General features: G+C 51.5%; 25 protein-coding genes. All 25 read right to left on the minus strand.

All coding sequences use genetic code 11. The annotated features are described in order from the left end of the window. Nucleotides 1-20: 20 nt before the first annotated feature. Nucleotides 21-1148, minus strand: coding sequence for a UDP-galactopyranose mutase (gene glf, locus BLW59_RS09690; protein ID WP_318258478.1), 1128 nt, complete (start codon nt 1146-1148; stop codon nt 21-23). Beyond that, entirely contained in the window at nt 1148-2281 is a 1134-nt protein-coding gene (locus BLW59_RS09695; RefSeq protein ID WP_139283628.1) for an O-antigen ligase family protein, read from the minus strand. Before BLW59_RS09695 ends, glf begins: the two co-directional genes overlap by 1 nt. A gap of 131 nt (nt 2282-2412) precedes the next feature. After that, on the minus strand, nt 2413-4053 hold the full coding sequence (locus BLW59_RS09700; RefSeq protein ID WP_074697625.1) for a PIG-L family deacetylase: 1641 nt from the start codon (nt 4051-4053) through the stop codon (nt 2413-2415). Then, complete coding sequence (locus tag BLW59_RS09705) at nt 4050-5204, minus strand: glycosyltransferase family 4 protein (RefSeq protein WP_074697626.1); 1155 nt, start codon at nt 5202-5204, stop codon at nt 4050-4052. Before BLW59_RS09705 ends, BLW59_RS09700 begins: the two co-directional genes overlap by 4 nt. Nucleotides 5205-5228: 24 nt before the next feature. Next, nucleotides 5229-5825 carry a YrbL family protein gene (locus tag BLW59_RS09710; protein ID WP_139283629.1) on the minus strand — a complete coding sequence of 199 codons (597 nt, stop codon included), beginning with the start codon at nt 5823-5825 and terminating at the stop codon, nt 5229-5231. Between the two features lie 15 nt (nt 5826-5840). Next, on the minus strand, nt 5841-6425 hold the full coding sequence (locus BLW59_RS09715) for a YrbL family protein (RefSeq protein ID WP_074697628.1): 585 nt from the start codon (nt 6423-6425) through the stop codon (nt 5841-5843). 10 nt (nt 6426-6435) lie between these two features. Next, nucleotides 6436-7416 carry a glycosyltransferase family 8 protein gene (locus tag BLW59_RS09720; protein WP_074697629.1) on the minus strand — a complete coding sequence of 327 codons (981 nt, stop codon included), beginning with the start codon at nt 7414-7416 and terminating at the stop codon, nt 6436-6438. Nucleotides 7417-7434: 18 nt separating this feature from the next. Further along, on the minus strand, nt 7435-8457 hold the full coding sequence (locus tag BLW59_RS09725; RefSeq protein ID WP_074697630.1) for a glycosyltransferase family 9 protein: 1023 nt from the start codon (nt 8455-8457) through the stop codon (nt 7435-7437). A gap of 79 nt (nt 8458-8536) precedes the next feature. After that, nucleotides 8537-9691, minus strand: coding sequence for a glycosyltransferase family 4 protein (locus BLW59_RS09730; RefSeq protein ID WP_074697631.1), 1155 nt, complete (start codon nt 9689-9691; stop codon nt 8537-8539). 25 nt (nt 9692-9716) lie between these two features. Beyond that, nucleotides 9717-10622, minus strand: a complete 906-nt coding sequence (locus tag BLW59_RS09735; protein ID WP_139283630.1) for a VirK/YbjX family protein — start codon at nt 10620-10622, stop codon at nt 9717-9719. Continuing rightward, nucleotides 10622-11410 carry a glycosyltransferase family 2 protein gene (locus tag BLW59_RS09740; protein WP_074697633.1) on the minus strand — a complete coding sequence of 263 codons (789 nt, stop codon included), beginning with the start codon at nt 11408-11410 and terminating at the stop codon, nt 10622-10624. The genes BLW59_RS09735 and BLW59_RS09740 overlap by 1 nt, the downstream gene beginning before the upstream one ends. Further along, nucleotides 11407-12555, minus strand: a complete 1149-nt coding sequence (locus BLW59_RS09745; protein WP_074697634.1) for a glycosyltransferase family 4 protein — start codon at nt 12553-12555, stop codon at nt 11407-11409. The genes BLW59_RS09740 and BLW59_RS09745 overlap by 4 nt, the downstream gene beginning before the upstream one ends. A 33-nt stretch (nt 12556-12588) precedes the next feature. Beyond that, nucleotides 12589-13647: a glycosyltransferase family 9 protein gene (locus BLW59_RS09750; protein ID WP_074697635.1), complete on the minus strand. Its 1059-nt coding sequence runs from the start codon at nt 13645-13647 to the stop codon at nt 12589-12591. Between the two features lie 46 nt (nt 13648-13693). Beyond that, a complete protein-coding gene (locus BLW59_RS09755; protein WP_074697636.1) occupies nt 13694-14212 on the minus strand; it encodes an HAD family hydrolase in 519 nt (172 codons plus the stop codon). Next, nucleotides 14202-15173: an ADP-glyceromanno-heptose 6-epimerase gene (rfaD, locus tag BLW59_RS09760; protein WP_074697637.1), complete on the minus strand. Its 972-nt coding sequence runs from the start codon at nt 15171-15173 to the stop codon at nt 14202-14204. Before rfaD ends, BLW59_RS09755 begins: the two co-directional genes overlap by 11 nt. Then, entirely contained in the window at nt 15174-15965 is a 792-nt protein-coding gene (locus BLW59_RS09765; RefSeq protein ID WP_081348477.1) for a phosphotransferase, read from the minus strand. Between the two features lie 23 nt (nt 15966-15988). Further along, on the minus strand, nt 15989-16975 hold the full coding sequence (rfaE1, locus tag BLW59_RS09770) for a D-glycero-beta-D-manno-heptose-7-phosphate kinase (protein ID WP_074697638.1): 987 nt from the start codon (nt 16973-16975) through the stop codon (nt 15989-15991). A 38-nt stretch (nt 16976-17013) separates the two neighbouring features. Beyond that, nucleotides 17014-18150, minus strand: a complete 1137-nt coding sequence (locus BLW59_RS09775; RefSeq protein ID WP_074697639.1) for a glycosyltransferase family 9 protein — start codon at nt 18148-18150, stop codon at nt 17014-17016. 24 nt (nt 18151-18174) lie between these two features. Then, nucleotides 18175-18648: a D-glycero-beta-D-manno-heptose 1-phosphate adenylyltransferase gene (gene rfaE2, locus BLW59_RS09780; protein ID WP_074697640.1), complete on the minus strand. Its 474-nt coding sequence runs from the start codon at nt 18646-18648 to the stop codon at nt 18175-18177. A gap of 22 nt (nt 18649-18670) precedes the next feature. Next, nucleotides 18671-19660, minus strand: a complete 990-nt coding sequence (locus BLW59_RS09785) for a bifunctional heptose 7-phosphate kinase/heptose 1-phosphate adenyltransferase (protein ID WP_074697641.1) — start codon at nt 19658-19660, stop codon at nt 18671-18673. A gap of 15 nt (nt 19661-19675) precedes the next feature. Next, nucleotides 19676-21229 carry a hypothetical protein gene (locus BLW59_RS09790; RefSeq protein ID WP_074697642.1) on the minus strand — a complete coding sequence of 518 codons (1554 nt, stop codon included), beginning with the start codon at nt 21227-21229 and terminating at the stop codon, nt 19676-19678. Between the two features lie 134 nt (nt 21230-21363). Continuing rightward, the gene (locus BLW59_RS09795; RefSeq protein ID WP_029546249.1) at nt 21364-22284 is read right to left on the minus strand and encodes a hypothetical protein; all 921 of its coding nucleotides are present in this window, start codon (nt 22282-22284) and stop codon (nt 21364-21366) included. Between the two features lie 59 nt (nt 22285-22343). Further along, nucleotides 22344-23288, minus strand: coding sequence for a cation diffusion facilitator family transporter (locus tag BLW59_RS09800; protein WP_029546251.1), 945 nt, complete (start codon nt 23286-23288; stop codon nt 22344-22346). A 12-nt stretch (nt 23289-23300) separates the two neighbouring features. After that, nucleotides 23301-23735, minus strand: coding sequence for a hypothetical protein (locus BLW59_RS09805; protein ID WP_318258480.1), 435 nt, complete (start codon nt 23733-23735; stop codon nt 23301-23303). A gap of 139 nt (nt 23736-23874) precedes the next feature. Next, a complete protein-coding gene (locus tag BLW59_RS09810) occupies nt 23875-25614 on the minus strand; it encodes a putative bifunctional diguanylate cyclase/phosphodiesterase (protein WP_074697644.1) in 1740 nt (579 codons plus the stop codon). Nucleotides 25615-25692 lie beyond the last annotated feature (78 nt).

A 25692-nucleotide genomic window follows, 5' to 3' on the forward strand; every position in this document is an offset into this window, starting at 1 on the left:
TCTATTTTTTAGTGGCAAACTTATTCCCTGGCTGCCTGCTCCAAGGCGCTCTTGATGACATCGTCCATATCGTAGTACTTGTATTCTGCCAGGCGGCCACCGAAGATGATATTCTCTTCCTTCTCAGCCAGCTCTGCATACTGCTGGTAAAGGCTCTGATTCCTGTCATTGTTCACTGGATAGTAGGCCTCTTCCCCAGGCTGCCAGTCGGCAGGATACTCGCGGGTCACATAGGTCACTGGCTGGGTGCCGAACTCGAAATGCTTGTGTTCTATGATACGGGTATAGGGCACCTCCCGGGCAGTGAAGTTCATGACGGCCACGCCCTGGAAATTCTCCTGCTCCAGCCGCTCCGTTTCAAACTTCAGTCCACGATACTCCAGGCGCCCCAGCTTGTAATCAAAATACTCATCAATGGGGCCGGTGTAGACGATTTTTTTTGCCAGCTTGTCAAAGCTTCCCCTATCCTTCAAATAGTCCGTCCCAAGGCGCACCTCAATGCCATCCAGCAAGCCCTCAATCAGCTTGTTGTAGCCCCCCACGGGAATGCCCTGATAACGGTCGTTGAAGTAGTTATTATCAAAGGTATAGCGCACAGGCAGCCGCTTGATGATAAAAGCCGGCAGTTCAGTGCAGGCCCTGCCCCACTGCTTTTCCGTATAGCCCTTGATCAGTTTCTCATAGACGGTACGGCCAATGAGGGAAATGGCCTGTTCCTCCAAATTCTGAGGTTCGCTAATACCTGCTTCCTGGCGCTCTGCCTCAATTTTTGCCGCCACCTCAGCAGGGGTATGTACCTCCGGCCAGAGTTTGGTGAAAGTATTCATATTGAAGGGCAGGTTGTAGAGCTCCCCCCGGAAATTGGCCACGGGAGAATTCACATAGTTATTGAACTCCACAAAGCTATTCACATATTCCCATACGTCCTTATAGGAAGTGTGAAAGATGTGGGCACCGTACCGATGAATATTAATGCCATCCTTCTCCTCGCAGTAAACATTGCCCCCAGCGTGACTCCTGCGCTCCAGCACCAAACAGGACTTGCCTTTCTTCTTCATCTCATGGGCAAAGACAGCGCCGAAAAGGCCACTGCCTACAATCAGATAATCGTACAAATCACCCTCGCTAACTCTTGCTGCTTTCATCATCAAACAATCTCCCTTTCCTTATCTGCTATTGCCAGGGTCAGCCCCAGCATGCCAAAAAACATCCTTGCCGATTGATTGTACTGCACACTGATATCGACAAAACCATGTATCTGCAAGGACAGAAACATCCACAACATGGCCCACAGCATAGCCTCTCTTGGCTGCGCGGTCAGCCTCTTCACCAAATACAGCCAGGTCATTACAGAGAAAAACACATAGCCGCCTGCGCCCAGCGCACCTGTTGTCGCCATTAAGTTAAGCACATCATTATGAGCATGCGTCAGATGTGGTTCATTGGATTCCGGGTGAATATACCGTGGATACTCGCGACTCCAATTATCAAAGCCAATTCCGCAAAGAGGATGATCCTCAAACATGCGTACAGACGTATAAAGCAAATACAGCCGTCCCTGGTCACTGCCAGTTCTGGCAAAGACATTCAGGGCCACAAACAGGGATATGAGCGTCATAAAGACAGCCAGCAACAAACTCACGACAGCTGTCTTTTTGTATGACCAGCCGCTTTTCAGCACAGGCCAGCTCAGTGTTCCCAAAATCAGCAAGCCTACCAAAAAGCCCCCCAGGCCACCACGGGAGCGCGTCAAAAATGCCGCCATCAGTATAACAAGCAGAGAAACTATATTCACAGCAGTCCACAGCTTGGAAGCCCTCAATTTGTAAAGCGCCACCATCACGAAGGGAACAGGCAATAACAACAACTGCACAGTGACATTGGGATGGCTCTCCGGGCTGAAGCGTCCGTCCAGCCAGGCATGCGGGTCCAGACATGATGATATACAAACGGCAGCAGTAATACCAGCCGCTACTGCCATAGCTTTGTATATAACATCATGGCGGACAAAACACCTTCCCCCTGCATACATAAGGAATAGCGGTAAGGTAATATATATGTAATGCAATACCTTAACGATATTGTTCGCCTCCCCCTGCAATACTGATGACAGGGTCAGCCCGCAGGCGAACACCAGATAAGGTATCGTCAAAAACTTTGCAGGAATACATATTGATGTCTTGGTACGATAAAGCAAAACAGCTGTGCACAACAGCAAAACAGCCGATGCCAGATTGTACAGGGCCGTCCCCTTCATGGCCAACAGGAACGTTATATACATTCCCAGGGCACCTATACCCCATTTATGCAGGTTCGACCCTACGGGCAATAGTTTATCTCTCATGACAAATATGTGTCACACCTTTCTTGCGCATCATACAACTATTCACCGTGAATCTTTCCCTCATAGTTCTAATTACGCTTTTCTTTCACAAGATAAATCCTGTTCATCAAATTTCTGAGGAAATTCCTCATCCGGCTCCCCGCATCTATGCGATAGAGTTCCACCTGATCAAAAATTTTTTCATCACCTTCCAGGAATGCCCTCACCACCACAGGCTCATTATCTTTCCAAATCAACCTGTCATTATTTTCTATAGAGGCATTGCCCTCCAACACGCGGTAAGAAATATTTTGGCCAACGTAACCATAGCGATAACAGGACAAGCCTATATCACACCGCTGCTTGTCACATCCATAGCGATACGCAAAATTTCCATCCACCAATATTTTTATGTATGGGAGCAGCGGATTAAGCTGCTCTGATTCGGCAAAAATTTCACAGTATGAAAGTCCACATTTATCATCAATTTCCATGAGTTGCAGGCGCATCTCACCAACGTGTTCTTTTGCCACCTCAATAAGCAAAGGCGTGCCAAACTCCTTCAGCGGCCCAACAATCATGCTGTCCCCATCATCAAAAGATATCTTGACCTTTGTTTCGGAAGCAGCAGCATTGAGGGGGCCATACAAGCATATTTTGCTTATTTTTTGAGGCACGCGCCATGTGTAGCAAACTGCTTTTTCCAAATCATCGCACTCAGGCTTCCAAGCCACATCTTTCCACGAAGGTATTTTCTCCTCTACGTCTGCAGGAGTCAATAGTTGGAATCGTCTTAAACTGCCAGTTTCACCTGAGCTCGCACTTATCTCCGCCTTGAAAGCCAGATTGTCCGTCCGCCGTTGCCAGTAGATTTCATCGCTGTTGATGAGGTTATAGGCATTTTTTTCATTATGCTGAGTTTTATGTGCAAAAATAGCCTGTGCAAAAATATTTTTGCTAAACAAGCTCTCCCGCAAATCTTGGTGGACGGGAAACCTCACCCGCCTTTCCCAAAGATAGGCTGACTTATCAATCACATCGTAAGCATATGACTCAATTTCCCCCGGCACAGGCCGCTTTATTTCCTGCAGATTCAGTTCGGAAAAATCACTGTATGCAGTAAAAGCCGTCGCATAAGCAAAGCGCTTGTATACGACAGGAAAGTAATCATTGTCCTCTTGCTGCAGCAACTCTCCTATCACGCTTTCAAAGCCCAGGGATAAGGCTCTGTGATCAGCATGAAGGTCATAATCCACGCAAAATATGATTTCAGCCCGTTTATCAACTATATACTCGCGTAAATCGGACAAAAAATTCTTTCGCGTATACTCACCATGCTGTCCATGCCTTTGAAAATGATATTCCTCAAGACCAGCTGCACCGTAAGTTTCCCTGTGGCCTGCAGGTGAGGTCATGGCTGTTTCTGCGTGATACACATGGGGCTTGCCTGTACCGTTGTACGTATCACCATATCCCAAGAGGTCATAGTGATCAGCGTTCACTCCCAGCAGGGAAAGGGATTTTTCCACCTCCTTGAAGCGAACTTCCTGTTTTCCGTCAAAATCACCATTTGTGCTGTACAGGACAAATACCTCAGCCCCCATTTGACGGAGAACATAAATCATATTGCCGGCCACATTGATTTCATCATCGGGATGCGGAGTCAGCACCAGCACACGCAGGCCAGTGCAGTCCTGATGAAAAAAAGAATTATCTGCTTTCTCATTCATGGCTGTAAATAATCCTTCCCTCTGGCCTCCGGGCTTGCTATTATCTCGAACAGCTTATCGATCACATAGTCATAATCGCACATACGCCGCACCAGGGCCATAGCCTCTTCCCGCATCTGCTGGCGCTTAGCCGGATTATCGAACAGGTAGAGCACCTTGTCCGCATAAGCCCCGGCATCCTTTACCGGCACCCGGTAACCCGTCTTGTCATCAAACACCAGATCATCACAGCCGCCGATATCAGAGGTTACCGGCACCAAGCCGCTGGACATGGCCTCAATAAGGGAAGTAGGCAAGGCCTCATGCCAGGAGGGAAACAGATATACATCTGCCATCTGGTAGTAGTCCTGAGGCCGGTCCACCTCTCCCGTCACCACCACGCTGCCATCGGTCCTGAGGGATAATTCTTTCAACTGCTCTATGAGTTCATGGCGGCCGCCACCTACTACGAACAGCCTGGCCTCCGGCTTGGCGGCATGAATAGCAGGCCATGCTTCAATCATGGTCGAAATTCCCTTGTTCTCGACCACACGCGCACAAAAGAGCAGCACATCTGCCCCGGCTTCAATCCCCTGAGCCTTGCGAAGCTCCTGCCTCCTGTCCGGGGCTGCAGGAGCATATTTTTTTGTATCTATACCATGGGCCAGCACCGTGACCTTTTCAGCCGGCACATGGGCCATGGAAACATAGCCGTCACGGATTTCATGGGTAGTTGCCACATAATTCGTGCAGGAAGCCAAGAGCCTATTGCGCCAGCTGTCCTCTGCCCTGAATATCTCTGCCTTGGCCGTCAGAGCCAGGGTCACGGGCTTGTGCATAAGCTTGGCATACAGGACAGCCCATACTGCAAATTTTGGCGTGCCAATGATATAAAAGGCATCCAGATGGCGGTGGGTAGTGAACAGCCTGACCAAGATCTCCAGCCATCTGAAAGGAGCATGCAGCCGCACCAAATCGATGCCATTCAGATTTTCCCTGGCTTTGGTGAACCAATACCGCTTCTTCGCCATGATGGTCACATTATGGCCGCGCTTGATCAGCTGCAAGGCATGGTTTTCCCCGTGAAACTCCGCGCCGCTTTTCGTAGGAAGGCCGTTTTTGGAAAATTTCTTTCCCACTGCAAAATCTTTGATAAACAGGCCTATATTCACGCGCTCTCATCCCTTCTTCCGTCCTTAGCTCTCCCACAAAGAATCTATGCATTCCTTGGATACAGCTTCCGAATAATTCCTGGCAATATCCTCTACCAAACGATTCCAATACTTCCTGGCCCGCTTTTTAGCCAAAAAGCCAATGTAATATTCCAAGGGAATAGCAGCCGAGGTGCCTATGTTATCAATAATGCGGACACATGATTCCGTCTCCGAGACGCGCTGTACTAGAAAATTGTCAGGATCAACACCGGCAGGAGCAAAACTTTCACGCATGAACTCCCTGCGAAAATCTTTCAGTATTTTCTCCAGGCGCTCCCTTTCCTCAGCCTGTTCCAGCATCGACAGCAGTGTGCAGCTTACCTTTCCATCGTAATCCACGACCCGCTCAAAAACATACCCCAGCCCCTGGTCGGTATCGACGGTACCATAATATTTGGTCAGCAAAGGCATCTCATCAGCCTTTTTCCCTAAAGCCTTGCGATATCGAAACTCCCTCTCCATATCAGGGTCATCCGGCGTGAAAAGCAGCTTCACACATTTGCGGCTGTCCTCCGGATGTATATAGACCTTCTTATGATTTCCATCCCCAAGAAATTGTTCTTCTTTAAGCTTAAGCATGTTTTCCCCCAAAATTCATTCCTTCAATAATCCCTTATAATTTTCCTGAAGCTCCCGTTTCAGGCGCTTCAGATAACGCCGGATGTGGGAACGGGTCATATAGTCCCAATAATAGACCAAAGGAATCTTCACAGGACTGCCTACATTGTCGATGATGCGCAGCCTTATGTTGCCCGTTTCATCACGCTGCAGAAGGAAATTTATCAGACAGGTGTCATTGGTCAAAATCCGCTCGGACATAACCTTCGTCATAAAATCCTCTATCAGTTCCCGTGCCAGCTTCAAGTCAGGCCAGCCTGATGCCTTCTGTCTGTCCAAAAACGCCCCCAGAGTCTCACACTCTGTACCGTCAGCGTTGCAGATACGCTCAAAAATGTGCCCCAGGCCTTTATCAGTCTCAACCGAACCATAATAGCGTGTCAGCAGTTCTGATTCCAGATGCCGCAGGTCCCGAGCCTTGCGGTAGGAAAGCTCCTGCCGCAACTCTGCATCCTTAGGGTCGTACGGAATTTTTATTACCTTGCTGCTGTCCTCAGGATGCACATAAGCCACCTTATGCAGCCCTTTCCCCAAATACAGCGACTCAGACATAATCAACATAGAAAACTCCCTATTTCTTTATTTTCCCTGTTTTGAATTTTATCTTATCTGTCACATAACGCCAATACCAGACAATGGCCTTCCTATAATGACCCTGCCTAAGGATTATCCTGCTCATCAGCCTTTTTTCCCGATAGTTGCGCGGTAGATATTTATAGCCACGCCAAGGCGAATCCTCTAAGCACTCCTCCCAGAGGCTTTTCAGTTCATTTTTGCACCAAGGGTGCCATGGCTTGATGTCACCGGCAAAATGCAGAAAAACTGTGTTCTGTGGCAAATCAGCAGCCGTACGTTTTTCATAAAAAAGATTATACTTTTTATCCAAAGGGCTGTAACTCTGCCCGATCAGGATATTGAGAGCATCCTGATCAGGAAAAGAAAAGGCTTTCCGCCCCAGTAAATCTACAGCCTGCTCAGATATTTGCGCCTGGTTCCAAGCCTGCAGATTCATATACAAAACACCAGAATTAAAATATTCGTGCTCAGCAGGGAGACCTATATCCTGCTTGTGCTGAGGAAGCCAATTGCCAGAGTCTCTAGCTGCCATGCATATTTCCTCAAAATCTACCTCTGCAAGATCCCTTAAGCTGCCCAGACATAAAATATCCGAATCAAGATACAGCAGCTTCTCTACCTCTGGATACAACACCGCCGCGCTGATGAGTCGGTAAAAAATAGCTGTTGGATAACGCTGGCTGCTTTTTATATGCATCAGCTGCTCCTTTGCCACCCAGTAGACCACTACGCCTATATTTTTATATATACTGACTAACTCCTCCACACGCTGGCCGTCTTCGTCAGGCAAACAATCACAGAACACATGGAAAATGATTTTCCTTTCCCGATTGCACCTAGCAATAGAGGTCATCAGCACACCAGCTTGGGCAGTATAATCCACGGAAATGCCGAAAGAAATATGAAAGGCCCCCTCATATTCCTCCAACGACGCTCTGAATACAAACCTTTTTCTTATAAACTTTGCAAAGTCCATAACAAACCTTCCCGCTTGTCAAAGCCTCCTCTGTTTTCCTAAAAACACTTCATCTATAGCGGAACAAATGTCAGATACATTCAGATATTTATTACATTTATCTCCGGTACAAGCGTCTCTTTTATCACCTCTGCAAGGTGAGTGCGGACATGGATTCCTAATGGGAAGACAGTTTTCCTTTGGTGCCCATATTTCTGGCAGATCAGAGGTAAAAACAGCTACCATGGGGATACTGAACGTCCCCATTATATGCATCAGCCCCGTGTCAACAGTAAAACCATACGCCGCACCTTTCAGCAAGGCAATAAGCTGCATCAAATTGGTTTTGCCAGCAAAATCAAAGACCCCCTCGCCAATTTCATGGACACATTTCTCTATTAAGGAATCTTTTTTTGCATTGACAAATATAACACTATAGCCGTATTTTTTTCTTATGTAGGATACAATGGCAAAAACTACCTCAAAAGAAAGACTGACACCGCTGTCCGTAAATGGCACCACGACAACATAGGGTGAAGAAACACCTGCATTTTTCAGGAGTGAATCCACTTGGGCAGTTTCAGCTTCATTAGGAGAAGATACCTCACACCGATGTTCAATAGGCAGGGGAACTCCCAGCCCCTCTGCAAGTTGGCCAGCAACGAACTCCCCATCCCAACAACCTTCAGCATCATTGTTGAAAGGAAATCTTTGCATCCAAACAGAGCTTCTATTCTTTGCTTTACAAGAGCCTGCACGATGCGGTATGCGCAGATAGTAGGCAAAACGCATCAACGTAGGTTGGTAGGAACGAAAAATCACATAATCCTGCGAGGCGATAACCCGAAGGGAGTGCATTCGACCTCTCAAGCTGTTGTCCCATTTCTCGCATTTATCAATATAAGGCAGGCGCGAAATAATTGGCAGATTATTGCCGAAGGTGACAAATGTTATGATTGATTCGGGGTAAAGTTCTTTTATTTTTCTTAATCCCGGCGTTATCATGACCAGGTCACCGATACCAACACCGTCCTCAATCAATATTCGTTTCCCATTAAGCAAAGTGAAGCCTCCGTTCAATCTTGATGGACAAATGGGTACTTGTGAGCGAATATGGACATCTTATTCCTAATCAGGCCTTTCATAATCTGTTCATCAGATATTCATGCAAAGTATGAGCAAGTATATTGTAATTGAAATTTTCCCTTGCAAAATCCCTGACCTGCCGGCTTAGTTCATTCAATTCATTATAAGACATGAATTTCTGCAGACCAGAGGCAAGAGACGCACTATCCTGGCTGACCACCGCTCCCCAGGGAACATCGTCAGGCACCTGATCATGGGCCACTCCCCCATAATCAGTGATGACCGGACAGCAGCCAAAATACATACCCTCCACCGTAGCTATGCCAAAACTTTCCCAGCGGCTGGTCATGCAAATGATGCTGGCCTTGGCACAGAGTCCATACATTTCTTCTCTCGTATCCAAATTGCCTGTCAGAACGAGCCTGTCAGCCAGTTCCGGCAGTTCCTGCTTGAACTGTGCCACTTTATCCAGGAAGGCCGTCTCAGCCGGCCCGGCAAGAATGAAGCGCCAATCTTCCAGTACAGCCGGAGCTTGCTCATGCAATACCTTGATGGCCTCAAGCAGCAGCTCATTATTTTTCTGATGGGCTCCCAGACGTCCTATGGTCAATACGACCTTTTCCTTCCTGACCATATCCAGTGCAGATATATCCACACCTACTTCAGATACGCCATTGGGCAGATATTCCAGCCTGTTCCTGAACACCGGCTGCTTCAAAAGCTCCCGGTAAAAGGACTTGGACTCTACGGTGAAAAGGTCAATGGGCCTGCTTTTGACAATCTCGCCTATGGACATCAGCTTTCTCCATGGCGTCCGGGCATTGAAATGCTCAAACCCATCATCCCTCATGTCCAATTTGCAATAGGCTATGGCCTTGGGATTATACTTCTTGACGGTTCTGGCCATACCATAAGAAACGGTTCCATAATTGAAGACCATTATCACATCGATCTCCATGGCATGTTCCTGCAGGTATTTTTTTGCCAGCTTGTACCTTTTCTTATATACCTTCTCACTGCCAAGATAAACCAGACGCACATGTTTCTCAAAATCTGCGTGATGAACCTCCTGAGGCCCGAAATAAGCCACAGTAGATTCCCAGCCCCCGTTCTTTGCCAAATAATAAGCCAGCGAGCAGGGATCTTTATACAGATGCATCATTGTAACCGTGGTCAGGACACAGGTATAACGCAGTTTTCTCTCTGTCATATCATCACTCTTTTGTCTGCAGCCTTCATTTCAGCAGGCCAGCCATAGCCTCTGCTATGTTCGCATCAATTTCGTCCAACAGGGCAAATCTTTTCCTGTACACAGCCCTTTTCCTGGTAGGCACTTCTTCCATAGTTTTCCTGGTCTCAGTCAAAGGCAGGCTGTCAAATCTGACATCATCAGTCCTGTTTCCACCAGCCTCCAACCAGAAATCGCTGAAGTTGGTCTTCAGCTTGCGATTGGCCCGCACATGGTTCATGGCATAGTAGCCTTCGTTGGTGACCCCGTAGATTTTCTCGATGCCCATGCTCCTGGCCACAGCCTGCAGCATGTAAAGGATGAGATTCTTGGTGCGATACCCATGGAAGGCCTTTGTCATCCTTTTGATGAGCTCGCGGGCTTCCTCCATATTAGGCCCCTGCAGGGCGCCTATATAGAGGCTGTCATGCCCCTCCTTGTCCTTGGCAAGCCAAAAAATAAGCTGGTAGACATGTTCCTCACCAAGATTCAGTTCCAGGGACAGCAGGCCCTCCTTGCGCTGCCCATCCTCAAAGATTAGCAGTGCCTGAAGGTCCTGGCCCTCGAATTCACCTTCCCAAACCACATAACCTGGCTGAAGGACACTTCCCAGCTTCAACAGATACTCATCCTTCACATGTTCCTGCAGGAAGGAAAAATGCGCCTTGATAAGCTCTGCCCTAGAAGCAAAGGTCGACCCCTTATAGAAAAAAGCCCTGGTGACCTGCTCCATGGGGAAAGGGCTTTCCTCGATGATCATGCGGCGCAGTGGATCAGCCTTGAACCAGCCGTACAGGTCCTTCATCCCTCTGCGATGCAGCAGCGCCCTGGCGCAGAAAATCACATACCGCCGCTGCTCACGGGGATTTTCCATATCATATATGCTGCGGCCCAGCCGCCTGATTTCCTTCATCAATGCTCATCACCTACATGCCCATTGGATTTCTCCAAATAATAAAGCTTCACATACTTGGCCATAGTATAGAAATAATGGAATGAGGCCAGCACAAAACCTATGCAGCCATCTCTCCAGCCCCCCCGCAGAATGTACATGCGGAACGAGGCCCAGAAGGGATGGGCGATAAAATCCCATAGATGGGCTCGCTTGCCCTGCTCGTGCATCTTCTCTGCTGCCAGGGTGGTATAAAAATTAAGCTTATTGAAGTAATGCTGCCAATCGCGATACGGGTAGTGAACCAGATAAAAATCCTTGGGCAGGTGCACTTCCTCATAATCGTGATGGAAGGCAGGATGAACAAAACCTGTGACATAGGTGCCAGCCTTGGGCAGAAGGCGCACTACATAGTCCGGGAACCAGCCACCATGGCGCAGGGGCTGCTCCCAGAAATAATTGAGCCTGGCATTGAGATAGGCATAACGCCGGTCATCAGCCATAACCAGCTCCTTGATCTTCGCCGCCAGCCTCGGCGTCACCCGCTCGTCTGCATCCAGGAAGTATATCCAGTCATGGGTGGCCTCACCAATGGCGAAGGTCTGCTGGGCCCCCCAGTTGCCAGCCAGGGCATGGGTCACCACCCTGGCCCCCAGCTCCCTGGCAATCTCCGGGGTGCGGTCAGTGCTGTTGTCATCGATGACCACGATCTCGGCTGCCCACTGCACGCTTTGCAGGCAGTCGCCAATATTCTTTTCCTCGTTTTTAGCCAGTATAAGCACAGATACCGGCGTCTTTTCCCCTGTCATCGCTGCTCCCCAATAATGCTTTCTATTCTTCCTGCAAAGGCTGCGGGAGAGTATTCCTCCGAAGCTGCCCGAAGCCCTGCCTCATATTCTGCCTGCTTGTCGCCATAACTGTTGATAAACTCCGTCAGTACCCGCTGCAAGTCTTCTAAATCACCACTGTGGAACAGAGCCCCCACCTTGAATGAATCAAAGACTTCCGGGTTCATATCATCACTGGCGATGACAGGCTTGCCGAAGCCCAGGGCGGTAAAGAGCATACCGCCCCAATGATAGCGATAGCGCGGCGCCGAATAGGGCAGGAGCAGCACGTCAATGGCAGCAATAGCCTCCTGCCACTCACGGCCAATCAGTCCCTTGTGCAGGAACTCAATGCTCTCCTCCCCCTGATACCTTTTTATTATGCGCTCAAAATCCTCCGCATCCTCCGGGTGCATGGTAGCCCCCTGCACCAGAAGGCGCACCTGACGGTTGAAGTCAGCCTTAGCACGGAGATAAACCTCAAGGAAGTCTTCCAGCTTCTTCTCCCGGCGATACTGACCGAAAAAGCCAATAGTGAGAATATCCTCTGCCTGCTGGGGCTTATATCCTTCCAAATCCCTTGGTGTATAGGTAGGCGGATAGATATAGCGGATATTTTTCCGCGTCTTCCCAAAGATATCCTGACCAAAGGTCAAAACCACCGGACGTATATTGGGACAAGCCGCCAGCTCCTCCGCCTCATGAAGGAACTTAGGCGCCTCCCCCGGATTTATACCATGAAGAATAAAGATGACTGGCACAGGGGACTTTCTCAGGCAGCTTCTTCTGATGGCCCTTAGATAGCGGTAAGTAGAGGTCGGCACAATCAAGGCATCAAAATCACCTGCTTCTGCCAGTTTCATCAGCTGCCGGTACCAGCCCATGCGATGCTTTTCACGCTTCACTGTATACCAGAGCCGCTTCAGCCCCTTGACCCCGCTATAGGAGACCACCTCCCCCTGCAGGTAATGCACCGGAACATGGTAGTCAAAACTGAACTTGAACTTCTCTGGAACATAGAAGCTGACCTCATGTCCAAGTTTCTGAAATTCTTCCACCAGTATGCGGTCAAAATCTACTTCATGTCCCCCGGGGGTCATGATGTTTTCAAAAATCGCCAACCGCAAGGCCCTTCCTCCCTCCGGCCCTTTTCAAGCCAATCACTTCAAAAGCAGACTGCGGCATTCGCGCAAGACAAGCTCCGGCCCCACGTTCCAAAGGCACTTGGGCTTAGGCCAGCTTGGGCATTCCTCAGCGCGTACTGTACAGGGACAGCACGCCTCCCGGCTGGTCAGCACCCTGGCTTTCTCATTGATGGGATGCCAACGGTCAGGACTGGTGCAGCCATACATGACCACCATGGGAACCTTGCAGGCAGCGGCAATATGCCCACCGCCTGTATCAACCGAAACCAGCAGGTCACTGGCTTCAAACAAGGCTGCCAGTTCCACCAGATTCGTCATGCCACAGAAATTAACCACCGGCACCTTGCATGCCCTGATTACTTCCTCTGCATATTCCCTGTCTCCCGGGCCTCCAGTCACAAAAAAAGCAGCCTTGTATTCACTGGCCAGCGTATCCACCACTTGGGCAAAATACTCCTTGGGCCAGGTCTTCAAGGGGAAGGTCCCCTTTACACAAAGGGCGATTATCTTGTCTGCCGGCGGAAGCTGTCCCAGAAGGCTACGGGCTTTTTCCCTGGCCTCAGGCGTGATGCGGGCAAAAACTGGCTCTGCCGTTGCCTCCTGCCCCTGGCCTGTAAGCCCCCGTACAATGTTCTGATATGTATCCGCCTGCAGGGTTTTATCCAAATTATACCCGATGGGCACAGTCTTTGTATATAGCCAGTTGACCCGGCTTTTCTTCGGGTCGAAGACCCTGTCAGGGCCTACTCTCTCAGGGATACGAGCCAGGAAAGCCAACAGGGCAGGACGCAGCTTGCGGTCCAGGGAAAGGCTCAGATCGAAATGACGGCTTTTCAATTCCCGAACCATCCCCATCATCTGTCCCCAGGAATTTTCCTTGGACTTGTATGCAAAGACCATAACCTCATCTATAACCGGGTTGTTTTCCACAGCCTCCCGTACCACAGGCTTTACCAGCATGGTAATGCGAGCCCCGGGATAAGCTTTCTTCAGCAGGGCAATGGCCCCAGTGGTCAGCACCACATCCCCAAGGTTCACCAGTGCATTGACCAGGATATTCTTGTATTTCTTCATAGCTCTCCTGTCCAGTCATCATCAGGGAGGAGCAGACAACCGCTCCTCATAGGAATTGCTTCAGCAAGGCCAGCAGGCTGCCGCCTTCATAGAGGGCCCCCCTGACACCTGCACCTGCCCCACATTCCACATCCCGGGGGCTGTCCCCTACCATAAGGGAATGCTCAAGGTCAATGGAAAAATCCCTGCAGGCCTGCTCAATAAGCCCGCTTTTTGGCTTGCGACAGCTGCAATCCTGACGGTACTCAGGCACCGCCGCCTCCGGGTGGTGGGGACAGTAATAAAAGGCATCTATATGGGCGCCAATGCTGCCCAATTCCTCGTTCATATGGGCATGGAGAGCCTTCACCGCATCTTCCCCGAACATGCCCCGGGCCACACCGCTCTGGTTGGTAATGACAATGGCCAGATAGCCTTTGTCGTTCACATATTTCACAGCTTCTCTGGCCTCGGGCATCCACTGCAGCTTATCTATCTCGTGAAGATAGCCAGTATCCACATTGAGGGTACCGTCCCGGTCAAAAAAGACCGCAGGGATCTTTCCCTTTGCATTATTATTTTCCATACTCAAAGTAACCGCCCTGATTCAGGAAGTCACAGTATTCCTTCACGGCTTCCTTCATGTCATAAAAGCCCTGGTCGTAGCCAGCTTCCAGCAGATGGGTATGGTCAGCCTCCGTGAAGTTCTGGTACTTGCCCTTCAGGACCTCCGGGAACTCCCGATACTCAATCCTGCCGGTGCCCAAGGCTTCAATGACAGCCTCTGCCACTTCATTGTAGGTATGGGCCTTGCCGGTGCCGCAGTTGTAGATGCCAGAGGGTCCCTGACTCTCCCAGAACCAGAGATTCACCTTCACCACGTCCTTGACATAGACGAAGTCACGGCGCTGCTCGCCGTCCTTGTAGCCGTCAATGCCCTTGAAGAGACGGGCCACGCCAGTCTCCTTGATTTGATGGTAGAGCTGATAGAAGATAGAAGCCATCTTGCCCTTGTGGTGCTCCTGGGGACCGTAGACATTGAAGTACTTCAGGCCCACGATCTGGCTCTTGGCCTCGGGCAGCACCTGGCGCACATAACGGTCGAAGGCCAGCTTGGAGAAAGCATAGGGATTCAGGGCGTCCTCACACTCATCACCCTCACGGAAGCCGTGCTTGCCACTGCCGTAGGTGGAGGCAGAGGAGGCATAGAGGAAGGGAATGCGATGCTGCAGGCAGAAGTGGAGCACAGACTTGCTGTACTCATAGTTTACCCGCATCATGTAGTTCACATCATACTCCATGGTATCAGAGCAGGCGCCCTCGTGGAACACGGCGTCAATGTCGGTGCCGTCGAAGTCATCATCCTCGATTGTCTGGAGGAAGTCATCCTTGTGCTGATAGTCGATGAACTGGAGGCCGCGCAGGTTCTTGTAGTTAGCCCCATCCTTCAGGTCGTCCACGATCAGAATATCCGTGCGTCCCCTGCGGTTCAGTTCTTTTACGATATTGCTGCCGATAAAACCGGCACCGCCAGTTACGATAATCATTCAGAATTCCTCCTTATGAAAAAGACCAAGCACCTGATAGGTGGTCTCAAGGTCGCTGCCCATATGGCGCAAAACATATTTGAAGAAAAGATACATTCCCTTGAAACTGCCGAAATGCGCCACCGCCTCTTGTGCAAGAGCCGGATGCTTTGCCCTGTATGCTGCCAAGGCAATCTCTGCCAATTCCGGGTCAGTTTCCTTCACCACGCTTTGCAGGAAAAGCAATAAATCCCGCCAAAGCCGCTGTCTGCGGCCCATCCTGATCAGGATGCCATCCTCAAAATCCAGCAGCACGATCCGTTCCCCATCATAAACCATATCCTTAAGAGCCGGACGACCATGGTGTATGCCCTGAGCATGGAGAGATGCCAGCAGTTCCGCTGCCTTGCAAATCAGTTCTTCCTTTTCCTGACGGGATGTTTCAGTATCCCTGATGACCTTAATGAGCTTTTTGCCTGCATTTTCCATCGCCAGCCAGTCAGCACCGGAAGCGCATACAACAGGCACAGGAAGGCCGCACTTCTCCAGGCGCCGCAGGCGTCCCGCCTCAAAGCGCACTGCCTTGATGCCATCGGGATCTGCCCCAGGCTGCAGCATGAACAGCCCCAGCCTGACACAGAGAGCCCGTGAAAAACGCAGCCAGGCTTTATGGCGCACCCTTTCTGCCCTTTTCACAAAAATCCTGCGCCCTTGGTAATCAATGGAAAATACCCGTGACTTGCCCCGGCAGATTATTTCCGTCTCGATGAACAGGCGAAGTTTATCTTCCTCAGCATCGCGCTCTGCCATCATGACTTAGCCTTCTTTCAATTCCATCAAAACATTTTTTTGAGCACAGCCAGAAGTTCCTCCTGGCTCACAGCATAAGTGCCAAGCTTTGCCACCACTACGCTGGCAGCCAGATTGGCCAGGAAAGCCCCATCCTTTGGCTTCAGCCCCCCTGCCAGGGCCATAGCAAAGACGGCTATCACCGTATCGCCGGCACCGGACACATCAAACACATCCTGTGCCCTGGTGGGTATGTGCTCCGTATCCTCTTCCCGCACCAGTGACATGCCCTTTTCTGAACGGGTGACGATGACATTCTTCAGCTTGTACTTCCGCATGATATAACGGGCAGCCTTCTCCACCTGGCTGTCCTCGTTCTGGATGCGGTCGATGAGGATTTCATTGACTTCCTTAACATTTGGCGTGATGTAGTCAGCCTGGGCGTATTTCAACCAGTTTGTGCCCTTGGGGTCCACCACCACAGGCACCCCGTGGTCATGGCAGGCCTTGATGAGCATCTGGCAGGCTGCCTCAGTGCAGGCTCCCTTGCCATAGTCGGAGATGATCACCGCATCCAGACTTTCGGAAAGCTTCTGCTCGATATAATTCTGCAGACGGGCCGCATAGTGAGCTTCAATGGGCTCATCTTCCTCGAAGTCCAGACGCAGCATCTGCTGATGCCCGCCAATAACCCTGAGCTTGGTGGTGGTGGGCCTGTCCGTAGTGACCAGCCCCTTGTAGTCAATGCCCCTGGCAGTCAGTTTGCCCAAAAGGCTTTCACAATGGTAATCATCCCCCACATAGCCTGCCAGGGAGGTCTGACACCCCAGGCGGGCCAGGTTGTGCGCCACGTTGGCAGCGCCGCCCAGAGTTTCTTTCTCGCTGGTAACATGGGTGATGGGGACAGGTGCTTCGGGAGAAATCCTTGTGACCTCACCATAGTAATACTTGTCCAGCATTACATCCCCTACTACCAGGATCTTGCATTTTGAGGTTCTCTCTGCTACGAAATCATATAGAGTCTGTATGTCCATCAGCTATTGCCTCTCTTTCCCTTGAAAAAAATATCCCCTTACGAGGGAGCAATACCATTTCCCAAATCTATGACCCGGCATTTGTAATCTCCGGGGTGAAGGGGCAGCTTATAGGCAGGCGCCCCGCCGAATTTCTCCAGCAGCTCATCCACATATTCCATCACTGTCTCCACGGGAATGTTCTTCATGCAGGCCATATGCTCCGCCCCCTCCTTGGGGCACTCGTGAATACGGCAGGGGTGGCAGGCTTCCGGGGTCTTCACCAAAACATCCTTGCCATCATAGGGGTAGAAACCTGTCACAGGAGAGGAACCAAACATGGTGACAATGGGCACATTCATGGCCACCCCCACGTGCATGGGGCCGGAATCAGTAGTGAGGAAGAGACAGCAACGCCTGAGCAGCCCTGCCAGCACCCCCAGGCTCACCTTGCCGGTGAAGACCTTGAGGTGATCGCTTTCTCTTTCCTTCATATCGTCAATACAACTTTCCACCAAATCTATATCCATGGGACCACCAAAGAAGGCCACATGATAGCCCCGCTTTATCAGGCGGTCAGCGCACTGGGCAAAGTATTCCTTGATCCACCGCTTGGTAAGCCAGCTGGCGCCAATATTGAAAGCAACGACCTTGGCCTCCTGGGTGAAAGTCTCCTGCCAGAGGCGGTCAGCCTTGTGCTGTGCCGCTTCGGGGATAGTCATTTCCAGCCCCGCATCGTCGATCTTTTCGACTCCCAGGAACTTCCTCAGCACATCAAAATGGGCCTCCACCTGATGCTTGATGAAGTGCTCATTGGCCATAACCCCGTCAAACAACAGGGAGAACCCCGGCTTGGCATAACCCACTATCTGCCCGCCCCCGGAAAAGGCGGCCAAGGCCGAAGCCCTCTCGTTGCGGTGCAGGTTGATGACCAGGTCATAATGTCTGGCCCGCACTTTCATGATGAACTTGCAGAAGGCCAGCGGATGATTGTCTTCCCCCTTCTTATCCAGCAGCAGGCACTCATCCAGATGGGGATTGTACTCCACCAGATCCCTGAGTTTCTTGTCCGCCAGCAGGGTAATCCTGGCCTGAGGATAGTTAGCCCTGAGGGTGCGGAGCACTGGCGTCACCAGCATCAGATCCCCCAGGTGCATCAAATTGATGACCAGAATATTCCTGTACTCTTTCAGCATCTCTTTCCCCTTACTCTCCCCGGCTCAGCAGCCCTTGTCTTCTGATATTTTCTTGATGACATTGGTGGTAGAACGCCCCTCCACCATCTTGACGAAATGCACGCTGCCGCCGTAGGACTGCACTATTTTGGCCTCCGGCAGGGTATCCAGCGTATAATCGCCCCCCTTGACATAGACAGCGGGACGCACCTTGGCTATGAGGCTTTCGGCTGTCTGTTCCCCAAAGAGCACCACATAATCCACGGACTTCAAGGCGCCCACTACCTCTGCCCTGTCAAGCTCGCTGTTGATGGGGCGCGTGGGCCCCTTCAGCCTTCTCACGGACTCATCAGAATTAAGGCCCAGCACCAGGCAGTCTCCTTGGGCACGGGCCTCCTGCAAATAACGCACATGGCCCGCATGGAGAATGTCAAAACAGCCATTGGTGAATACCACCTTCTGACCTGCCTCCCTGAGGGCCGCGCAAAAATCTTCTATTCTCTCAGCCGGTATCAGCACTTGTATACCTTCTTTCAAAATCCTATCGTTCCACGGCCCGCCGCAATTCCTCGACAGACACCGTGGCCGTGCCCAATTTCCGCACGGCTATGCCGGAGGCGATATTGCTGAGCTCGGCTGCCTTTTCAGGGCTGATGCCGGCAGCCAGCGCCAGAATCACCGTAGCCACACAGGTATCACCTGCACCTGACACATCGTAGACCTCGCTCTTATCGGACACTGGGATCACATGGACAGCCCCGTCTTTTTCCACCAGGATCATGCCCAATTCCCCGCGGGTCACCAGCACACCTTCAGCAGAAAGCTCTGCCAGGAGCTCCTGGGCAGCCTCAATGACCGCCTCTTCATCCGGCAGGTCCCTTCCCACAGCAGCAGCCAGCTCCGCATCATTCTGCTTCACATAGCCAATGCCCTTGAAGCTCTTCACATCATAGCGTGAATCAACCATGGTGGGAATGCCGTGCTCCCGGGCGTATTTAATTAGTGCCTTCCGCAGTTTCGGCGTCACCGTGCCAGAGCCGTAGTCGCTGAGGACAATGCCCTGCATCTGCGGCAAAACAGACTTGATATATTTCAAAAGTTCTTTTTCATGTGCTTCGGTAAGAGGCTCATGGCACTCCTTGTCCACCCGCACAATCTGCTGGCTGACGGTAGCCCGTCCTCCGGCAATAATGCGTGTCTTGGAAATGGTGGGACGTGCTTCATCTGTCAGCAGGCCCTCAATATGGGCACCGTTCTTCTGCAGCACTTCCTTAAGGCCCTCCCCGCCGCTGTCATGGCCCAGGAGACCCACAGCAAAGACGCTTCCTCCCAAAGTGGCAATATTGTTTACCACATTGGCAGCGCCACCTGCCACAATGATCTCTTTCTGCTGCTCCAGCACAAGCACCGGTGCCTCCCTGGAGATGCGGGAAATCGTGCCCTGAAGGTAAATATCTGCCACCACATCTCCCAAAACCAGGATGCGGCGCCCCTCCAGTTCATCCAATATAGAAAGCAATTCCTCTTTCATTTGCTGCTACCTCTCTTACCAGGGTGTGAACTGCCACCTGAACTTGACGGAATCCTTTTCATCCCTGTAATGCCTGTACTGAATGACAAATTGCGAGCAATGCATGTCATGGAACCAATAGCAGTCCAGCTTGTTGAATTTGAAGGCTCCATCGTCCATATTATAAGACGTACCCACCACAAAACGATCCCTGTCACTGGCCTGATAACTGACGCCAGCCCGGAACTGGCGGGTAAAATCATTTACACTGTAGTCAAAAAGGCTGGTTTCCTTGCTGTTCTTGGAATAGGCATAGGTGGCGTACATGGCCCAACGAGAATCAAATTCCTTCACTGTGGACAAGCTCCAGCTGAGACCATCCAACTTGGAATGATCATACGACTCCCGGGTGATGGAGTAGGTGATGCTGGGGCTGATGTACCAGCCTCCTCCAAGGAAAATCGGATCCCGGCTGAGGGTCAGTCCATAGTACCTGTGTGTACTGGTAATGTCGCTCTCCTTCTTGTGCCAGCGCCCCCACTCCACGTCAAAAGAATAATTCAGATGAGTCTTGCCCAAGGGACGGGCATACTTATAGACAAAGCTGGGTTCCTTCTTGATCCACTTGTCATCGCTGTCCTCGTAGCTGCCATAGCGCAACTCATAACTGGCGTTGCGGTTGTACCAGCCAATCTGTCCGTTGCTCTTGAGGCCCTCCTTGGTATTGGCATACAAATGAGCCTGGCCTTCCACATTCTTGAAAAGCGGCAAGCTGAAATCCTGGGATATCCACACCCCGTCATCCTTTGAATAGCCCACTCTGGGCAGTTCCAAATCGTTTTCGTTCTTCTTCAGATCCACTACATTGCTTTTCTTGGTGAATAAACAGACATTCTTAAGCCAAGTGCCCACATGCTCCATGACAATCTTGTCGTTAGGATAAATGGTCATCTTCCTGGCACTAAGGTGGTAGTCAGGGTTCTTGGCCCCACACTTGGTGGAGGTGCCATCATAGACCACAATCCTGTCCGGATAGAACTCAAAGCGCTTGCCCGTCACATACTGATGGTCAACCTTGCCTCTGGCCTCTCCCATAGTGCCCAGCTTGGTGCGATAGTTGTAAACCGTGTTCACGCCGTCCAGAATCACCCGGCTCTGACCGGGAGTGAGCTGCAACATGTGTGCCTTGCCCGGTATCTCGATGTCATTAGTCTTAAGGTTGCCCTGCACCGGACCATCCGGGGCATCAAACTGATGGGCGTCCAGCTGGATGGCATGCACCTTCCCCCTGGCCACAAACTCCCCCGTCTCCTCATTGTAGGTGAGGTCATCCCCTTCAAAGGCCATGGGAGAAGCCTTAGTGGGGTCAACGGGATGGCGCAGGTTTTCTGCCATTTCCTGAGTATCTGCCAGAAGCTTCTGCTGCTCATCCGTCAGCATATTTTCCCGCTCCAGACGGCGGCGGTTCTCGATGAAATCCAAGGCATCAGCCCCAGTCTCCGTGTTGGCCTTGTACATAGCCGTGGCCTGTGGAGGCAGCAGGGCAAGAAGCGACAAGAATGCCGCACAAGCTCTCCCTTTATTCTTCATGGAATGCTTCCTCTCTGTCTAAATAATCCTATCTCATATAGTACAACATCTGCAGTCTTTACGCAAATATATCATACATCAAGGGCCCCCCAGTCACCCCTGGGAGGCCCTTGCGTCCTCAGCTCTGCTTTAGCTTATTCTGCCACCGTGGCCACACCGTAGAGGCTTTCCTCATTTTCGGTCTGGATGTATAGTTCCGTGCCCTCCGGCAGGTCGATGTTCTTGCCCTTGACAAAGGCACCGCCGATGACGCCGATGGGGCCCAGGAGCAGCATACCTGCCACGCTGGCACCTGCGGCCATGGCCAGATGCTTCATTTCCTTCTTGGACTCTTCACCCACATAGGTGTCAACTTCCGTGCCATCGATGGACTTGGTCTTGTTGAAGTCAATCTGCACCTCGGCGCTGCGGCCGAAGTTCTTGGCCTGGCGCACCTTCTCCACGACGCCTTCCCCAGGCTCGCCCTTGGCAAAGATCAGGCTACCGTCCACCACTACATCTTCAGCTACCTGATAGTGGATAATATCACCAGCTTTAAGATTCTTGGCATTCACCCTGTCCACCAGTGCCACCTTGATGAGCGTGCTGGCAGGCACCTGCACTTTCTCCATGGGCAAAGTTTCTGCCCCGAAGGAAGCCTTGCCCAACTGCTCAGCACGGGCCTTGAAGGTGCCTTCCCCGGTCTTGCCCAAAAGACCAAGCTCCATATCAGCCAGGCGGGTCTCCACAGGCTTCATGCTCACTTTGTGGTCAATATTCCACTCGATGGCATTGAGCCTGGCCATCAGGGAAGGGCCGGAGCCATTGGTGTAGAGTTCCCTGTAGAGAGCATCCACCCTGGCCATCAGGCTGCCAGAGCGATGGCTGCCATCGTAATCCTTTTCCAGCTTGTTGAGCCTGTCCATGACGGCTCCTGTCTGCTCACTGCCGTAGGTGTCCTCCTCCATGAGGGCCAGCTTGCCCTGTACTGTCTCAGGCACAGCAGCTGCCGCCATGCCCATAGTCGTAATGAGCAGGGCTGCCGTCAAGAGCAGGCTGATAATCTTCTTTCCCATGGTAATTCCTCCATTTCTCAGGGCTTTCCCCTTTTAATGATACCTCGTCTATAATAATCTTATGTATTGCAAGGACTGGAAGAGTTGTTCTGCTTCGACTCCTCATACCGGCTCACCTTGTTTTCCGGTTCATGGAGCCCTGCAGGCTCCGGATGGATTACGATGTCGAAGCCGCCAAAAGCCTTTCTGATGCGTCCTTCCAACTCATCACATACAGCGTGGACATGAGCCAGGTGCATATTGCCGTCAAAGAGCAGATGCACATCCAGCAGCCGATAAGAGCCGGAACGACGGGTGCGCAGGCAGTGGAAGCCCTTCACCTCAGGGGCACTCTTCAGGATGCGCCCTATCTTTTCCTCATCCTCCTCCGGCAGGCTGGCATCCGTAAGTTCCAGAGCCGAAGCCCTTATCATGTGCCAGCCTTCCCGGAAGATGATGCCCGCCACGAAGATGGCGATGATGGCATCCATGGGAGCCCAGCCCGTGACCTCCATGGCAAAGAGGCCAATGAGCACGCCTACAGAGGTCCAGATATCGGCCCGCAGGTGAAGCCCATCCGCTTCCAGCGCCTGGGAATGGGTGATTTTAGCTACAGTAAGCAGCCGCCGGGACACCAGCAGGTTGACAATGATGGAAATCAGCATGATGACTACGCCGTAGCCCAGATTCTCAGGCACACCGCCCCCCTCCAGCAGCCCCAGCACTGCCTCGTGGACGATGGCGGCTGCCGCAGCCACAATCAGCAGGGCCTCCACTGCTGCAGACAGGTTCTCAAACTTCCCGTGTCCATAGTCATGCTCCGTATCAGGCGGCTCCACCGACTTTCTCACCGCCAGCCAGGCAATGAGGGCTGCCAGCAAATCTACCCCGGAGTGCAGGGCTTCAGAGATAAGGCTGACCGCACCGATATAAAGGCCGACCAAAAGCTTCATCAATACCAGGGCGCTATTGGAAATAATCGATAGATACGCCGTCCGCTGCTTCAGCCTGTCATTATCATCCATAGGGATCCCCCCTTAATAAGATTTCCGATTGGCCCGCTCCTGTTCTGCTTTCCACTCATAGATGAAATTCACGATGCCATTCATGGGGGAGGAGAACCCATAGTGACGGGGCAGACGCCCCAGATTGCTTTTCTCCAGCACCTCTTTGGTATCATAGGCCTGCACCTCAGAGCTGTAAATCTCGTAGGTCTCCTGTCTGCGATTGAAGCGCATCTGGTAGAGGTAGCGCCTGTTCCTGTCAGCCTTCACCACCGCCACCTGCGCCTCGACTATATCTTCGGGGGCCGTATCCTGGGGAATCTCCCCCGTGCCGAAGGCAAGGCTGCTCACATCCACATAGTAGCCCGTGAAGCCCTCAGCATCCACAAAGCGCATATCCTCAGCTGCAGCCAAAGGGCTGAGGCCAAGCAGGCACGCTGCTGCCAGTCCGCAAATCTTCTTTCTCAATCCCTTACCTCCCAATTTCATCACTATAGGTAAACATTATACCCCTATGGGCATGATTTTTCCATTGGAAAAACATTAAATCTGCAATTATCAGGGCAAGAGAAAAGGCCTCTCCTGACAGAAAGGCCTCACCATAAGCTTATGGCAATGGAAGCGCTGTCACCGGCCCCAAGGGAGTCAGATTGTCTGCAATGAGCGCTATGGCAGACAGTTTTTTCTCCATATTGCAGGACACACACTTGAGGCGCAGGGTGAAGATATGACCTCCCACGGATTGCTCTATCTGCTGTTCTTCTCCCGTCTTCACCGCCTCATTGATCAGGTGCCAGAAAACCTGAGCTGCCTGTTCATCCAAATGGGAAAGGGAATACAGAAGCTCCTGCATTCCCGGCACCCCCAGGCTGTGCAAGAGGCTCCGGAACGCCCCGTTGCTATAGAGGAAGGAAATCTCTCCATTCCTTACTTCCATGATGGCCAGGGGCACATCACTGATATGATCCCGCCTCTCCTCCGGAGGCAGGAAGGGGAATGTGCTCAGCACATTCACCATGCCCAGGTTGCGATAATAATCGGCCTCACCAAAAGGCTCGAAGGAAAGAGTAGCATGCTCCCCGGCATAGAAGGCCGCTGCATCCCTGAGGGGTGCAGGCCTGCCAAAGAGATACCCCTGCACCATCTCACAGCCAATGTCCCGCAGGAAAGCATATTGCTCCTCTGTCTCCACCCCCTCCACCAGAGTATGGATGCCCAGATCCTTCGCCAGCCCTATAATGCCCTTGATCATGGTCCTGGCCTTGGGATTATCCTTGAACATGCGCATGAACTGCATATCCAGCTTCACCACATCAAACTCATACTTGATGAGGTTGTTCAGAGAAGAATACCTGCTGCCGAAGTCGTCCATCCACACTTCATAACCGGCGGAGCGGAAGCGCTGGATGGTTTCCTGGAGCATCTCATCCTCAATGGCGCTCTCTGTCACCTCAATGTGCAGCTGCTCCCTCATGGTCCCTGTTTCTTCCCGGATTTTTTCGATAGCCTCGAACATATCCTTCAGCTGGAAATCCACCCGGGAAAGGTTCACGGATATGCGGGCCAGGTTCCAGCCATCCCCGGCATGAGCCCGGACCTCAGCAAAGTCCTCACAAACCTGCCTTACAATAAAGAGGTCCAGCTTATCAGAAAGATGGGCTTCTTCCAGCACCTCCACGAAAATCCCCGGTGATATCATGCCGTACACCGGGTCAATCCAGCGGGCCAGGGCCTCAAAACCACAGACCTGCCGGGTGAGCACCCGCACCTCCGGCTGGTAATAGACCCTGAGGTCCCCCCGGGCCATGGCCGACTCGAAACGGCTCACGATATACTGCCTGAGCTTTGCCCCTGACTCCATGGAAGTGTCAAAGTAACAATAGCTCTGGTCATAGAGCCGCTTGATGCTTTCGCAGGCCAGCTTCGCCCTGTCCAGCACCACCGTCACATCCACTGCATCCCCCTCAGAAACATAAATACCCGCCTTCATCCTGATGTCAACCTGCTGGGCAGAAGCCTGCACCCGCTCCTGCACCCGGAGCACACGGGACACGATATCCTCATTGACAATGGCCGCCACAAAGTGGTCTTCATGCAGCCTTGCCAGTATCCCGTCCGGAAAAGTATCCCGCATGATATGGGCCACCTGTCTCAGGAAGGTATTGCCCGCGTGAAAGCCATAGGTCTGGTTGTAAGCCTTGAAATTCTCTATGTCAAAGTAGATGACAGCCAGTTCCCCATCCTCTGAGTCTCGCAGGAGCACCGTAGCGTCCTCCAGAAAATGATTCATATTGAAGAGTCCGGTGATGTCATCTATTTGCCGCCTGTTATTTCTCTGATCCTGCAAGACCACCCACTCCTTGTCGGGGCCCAGGCCCCCTTCCTAATTTATCCACAGGTTTATCAACAATTTTTGTGGATAAAC

The organism is Selenomonas sp. KH1T6, assembly GCF_900108415.1.
Taxonomy (GTDB): Bacteria; Bacillota; Negativicutes; order Selenomonadales; family Selenomonadaceae; genus Selenomonas_B; species Selenomonas_B ruminantium_A.

Bases quoted from the DNA above. Each gene is read 5' to 3' on its own strand.
- BLW59_RS09800 (WP_029546251.1), bottom strand. From the start codon at position 23,288: ATGGATGATAATGACAGGCTGAAGCAGCGGACGGCGTATCTATCGATT.
- BLW59_RS09775 (WP_074697639.1), bottom strand. From the start codon at position 18,150: ATGCTGAAAGAGTACAGGAATATTCTGGTCATCAATTTGATGCACCTG.
- BLW59_RS09795 (WP_029546249.1), bottom strand. From the start codon at position 22,284: ATGGGAAAGAAGATTATCAGCCTGCTCTTGACGGCAGCCCTGCTCATT.
- BLW59_RS09785 (WP_074697641.1), bottom strand. From the start codon at position 19,660: ATGAAAGAGGAATTGCTTTCTATATTGGATGAACTGGAGGGGCGCCGC.
- BLW59_RS09715 (WP_074697628.1), bottom strand. From the start codon at position 6,425: ATGTTGATTATGTCTGAGTCGCTGTATTTGGGGAAAGGGCTGCATAAG.
- BLW59_RS09755 (WP_074697636.1), bottom strand. From the start codon at position 14,212: ATGGAAAATAATAATGCAAAGGGAAAGATCCCTGCGGTCTTTTTTGAC.
- glf (WP_318258478.1), bottom strand. From the start codon at position 1,148: ATGATGAAAGCAGCAAGAGTTAGCGAGGGTGATTTGTACGATTATCTG.
- BLW59_RS09735 (WP_139283630.1), bottom strand. From the start codon at position 10,622: ATGAAGGAAATCAGGCGGCTGGGCCGCAGCATATATGATATGGAAAAT.
- BLW59_RS09720 (WP_074697629.1), bottom strand. From the start codon at position 7,416: ATGGACTTTGCAAAGTTTATAAGAAAAAGGTTTGTATTCAGAGCGTCG.
- BLW59_RS09710 (WP_139283629.1), bottom strand. From the start codon at position 5,825: ATGCTTAAGCTTAAAGAAGAACAATTTCTTGGGGATGGAAATCATAAG.
- rfaD (WP_074697637.1), bottom strand. From the start codon at position 15,173: ATGATTATCGTAACTGGCGGTGCCGGTTTTATCGGCAGCAATATCGTA.
- rfaE1 (WP_074697638.1), bottom strand. From the start codon at position 16,975: ATGGACATACAGACTCTATATGATTTCGTAGCAGAGAGAACCTCAAAA.
- BLW59_RS09765 (WP_081348477.1), bottom strand. From the start codon at position 15,965: ATGATGGCAGAGCGCGATGCTGAGGAAGATAAACTTCGCCTGTTCATC.
- BLW59_RS09750 (WP_074697635.1), bottom strand. From the start codon at position 13,647: ATGAAGAAATACAAGAATATCCTGGTCAATGCACTGGTGAACCTTGGG.
- BLW59_RS09730 (WP_074697631.1), bottom strand. From the start codon at position 9,691: ATGACAGAGAGAAAACTGCGTTATACCTGTGTCCTGACCACGGTTACA.
- BLW59_RS09790 (WP_074697642.1), bottom strand. From the start codon at position 21,229: ATGAAGAATAAAGGGAGAGCTTGTGCGGCATTCTTGTCGCTTCTTGCC.
- BLW59_RS09740 (WP_074697633.1), bottom strand. From the start codon at position 11,410: ATGACAGGGGAAAAGACGCCGGTATCTGTGCTTATACTGGCTAAAAAC.
- BLW59_RS09700 (WP_074697625.1), bottom strand. From the start codon at position 4,053: ATGAATGAGAAAGCAGATAATTCTTTTTTTCATCAGGACTGCACTGGC.
- BLW59_RS09695 (WP_139283628.1), bottom strand. From the start codon at position 2,281: ATGTATATAACGTTCCTGTTGGCCATGAAGGGGACGGCCCTGTACAAT.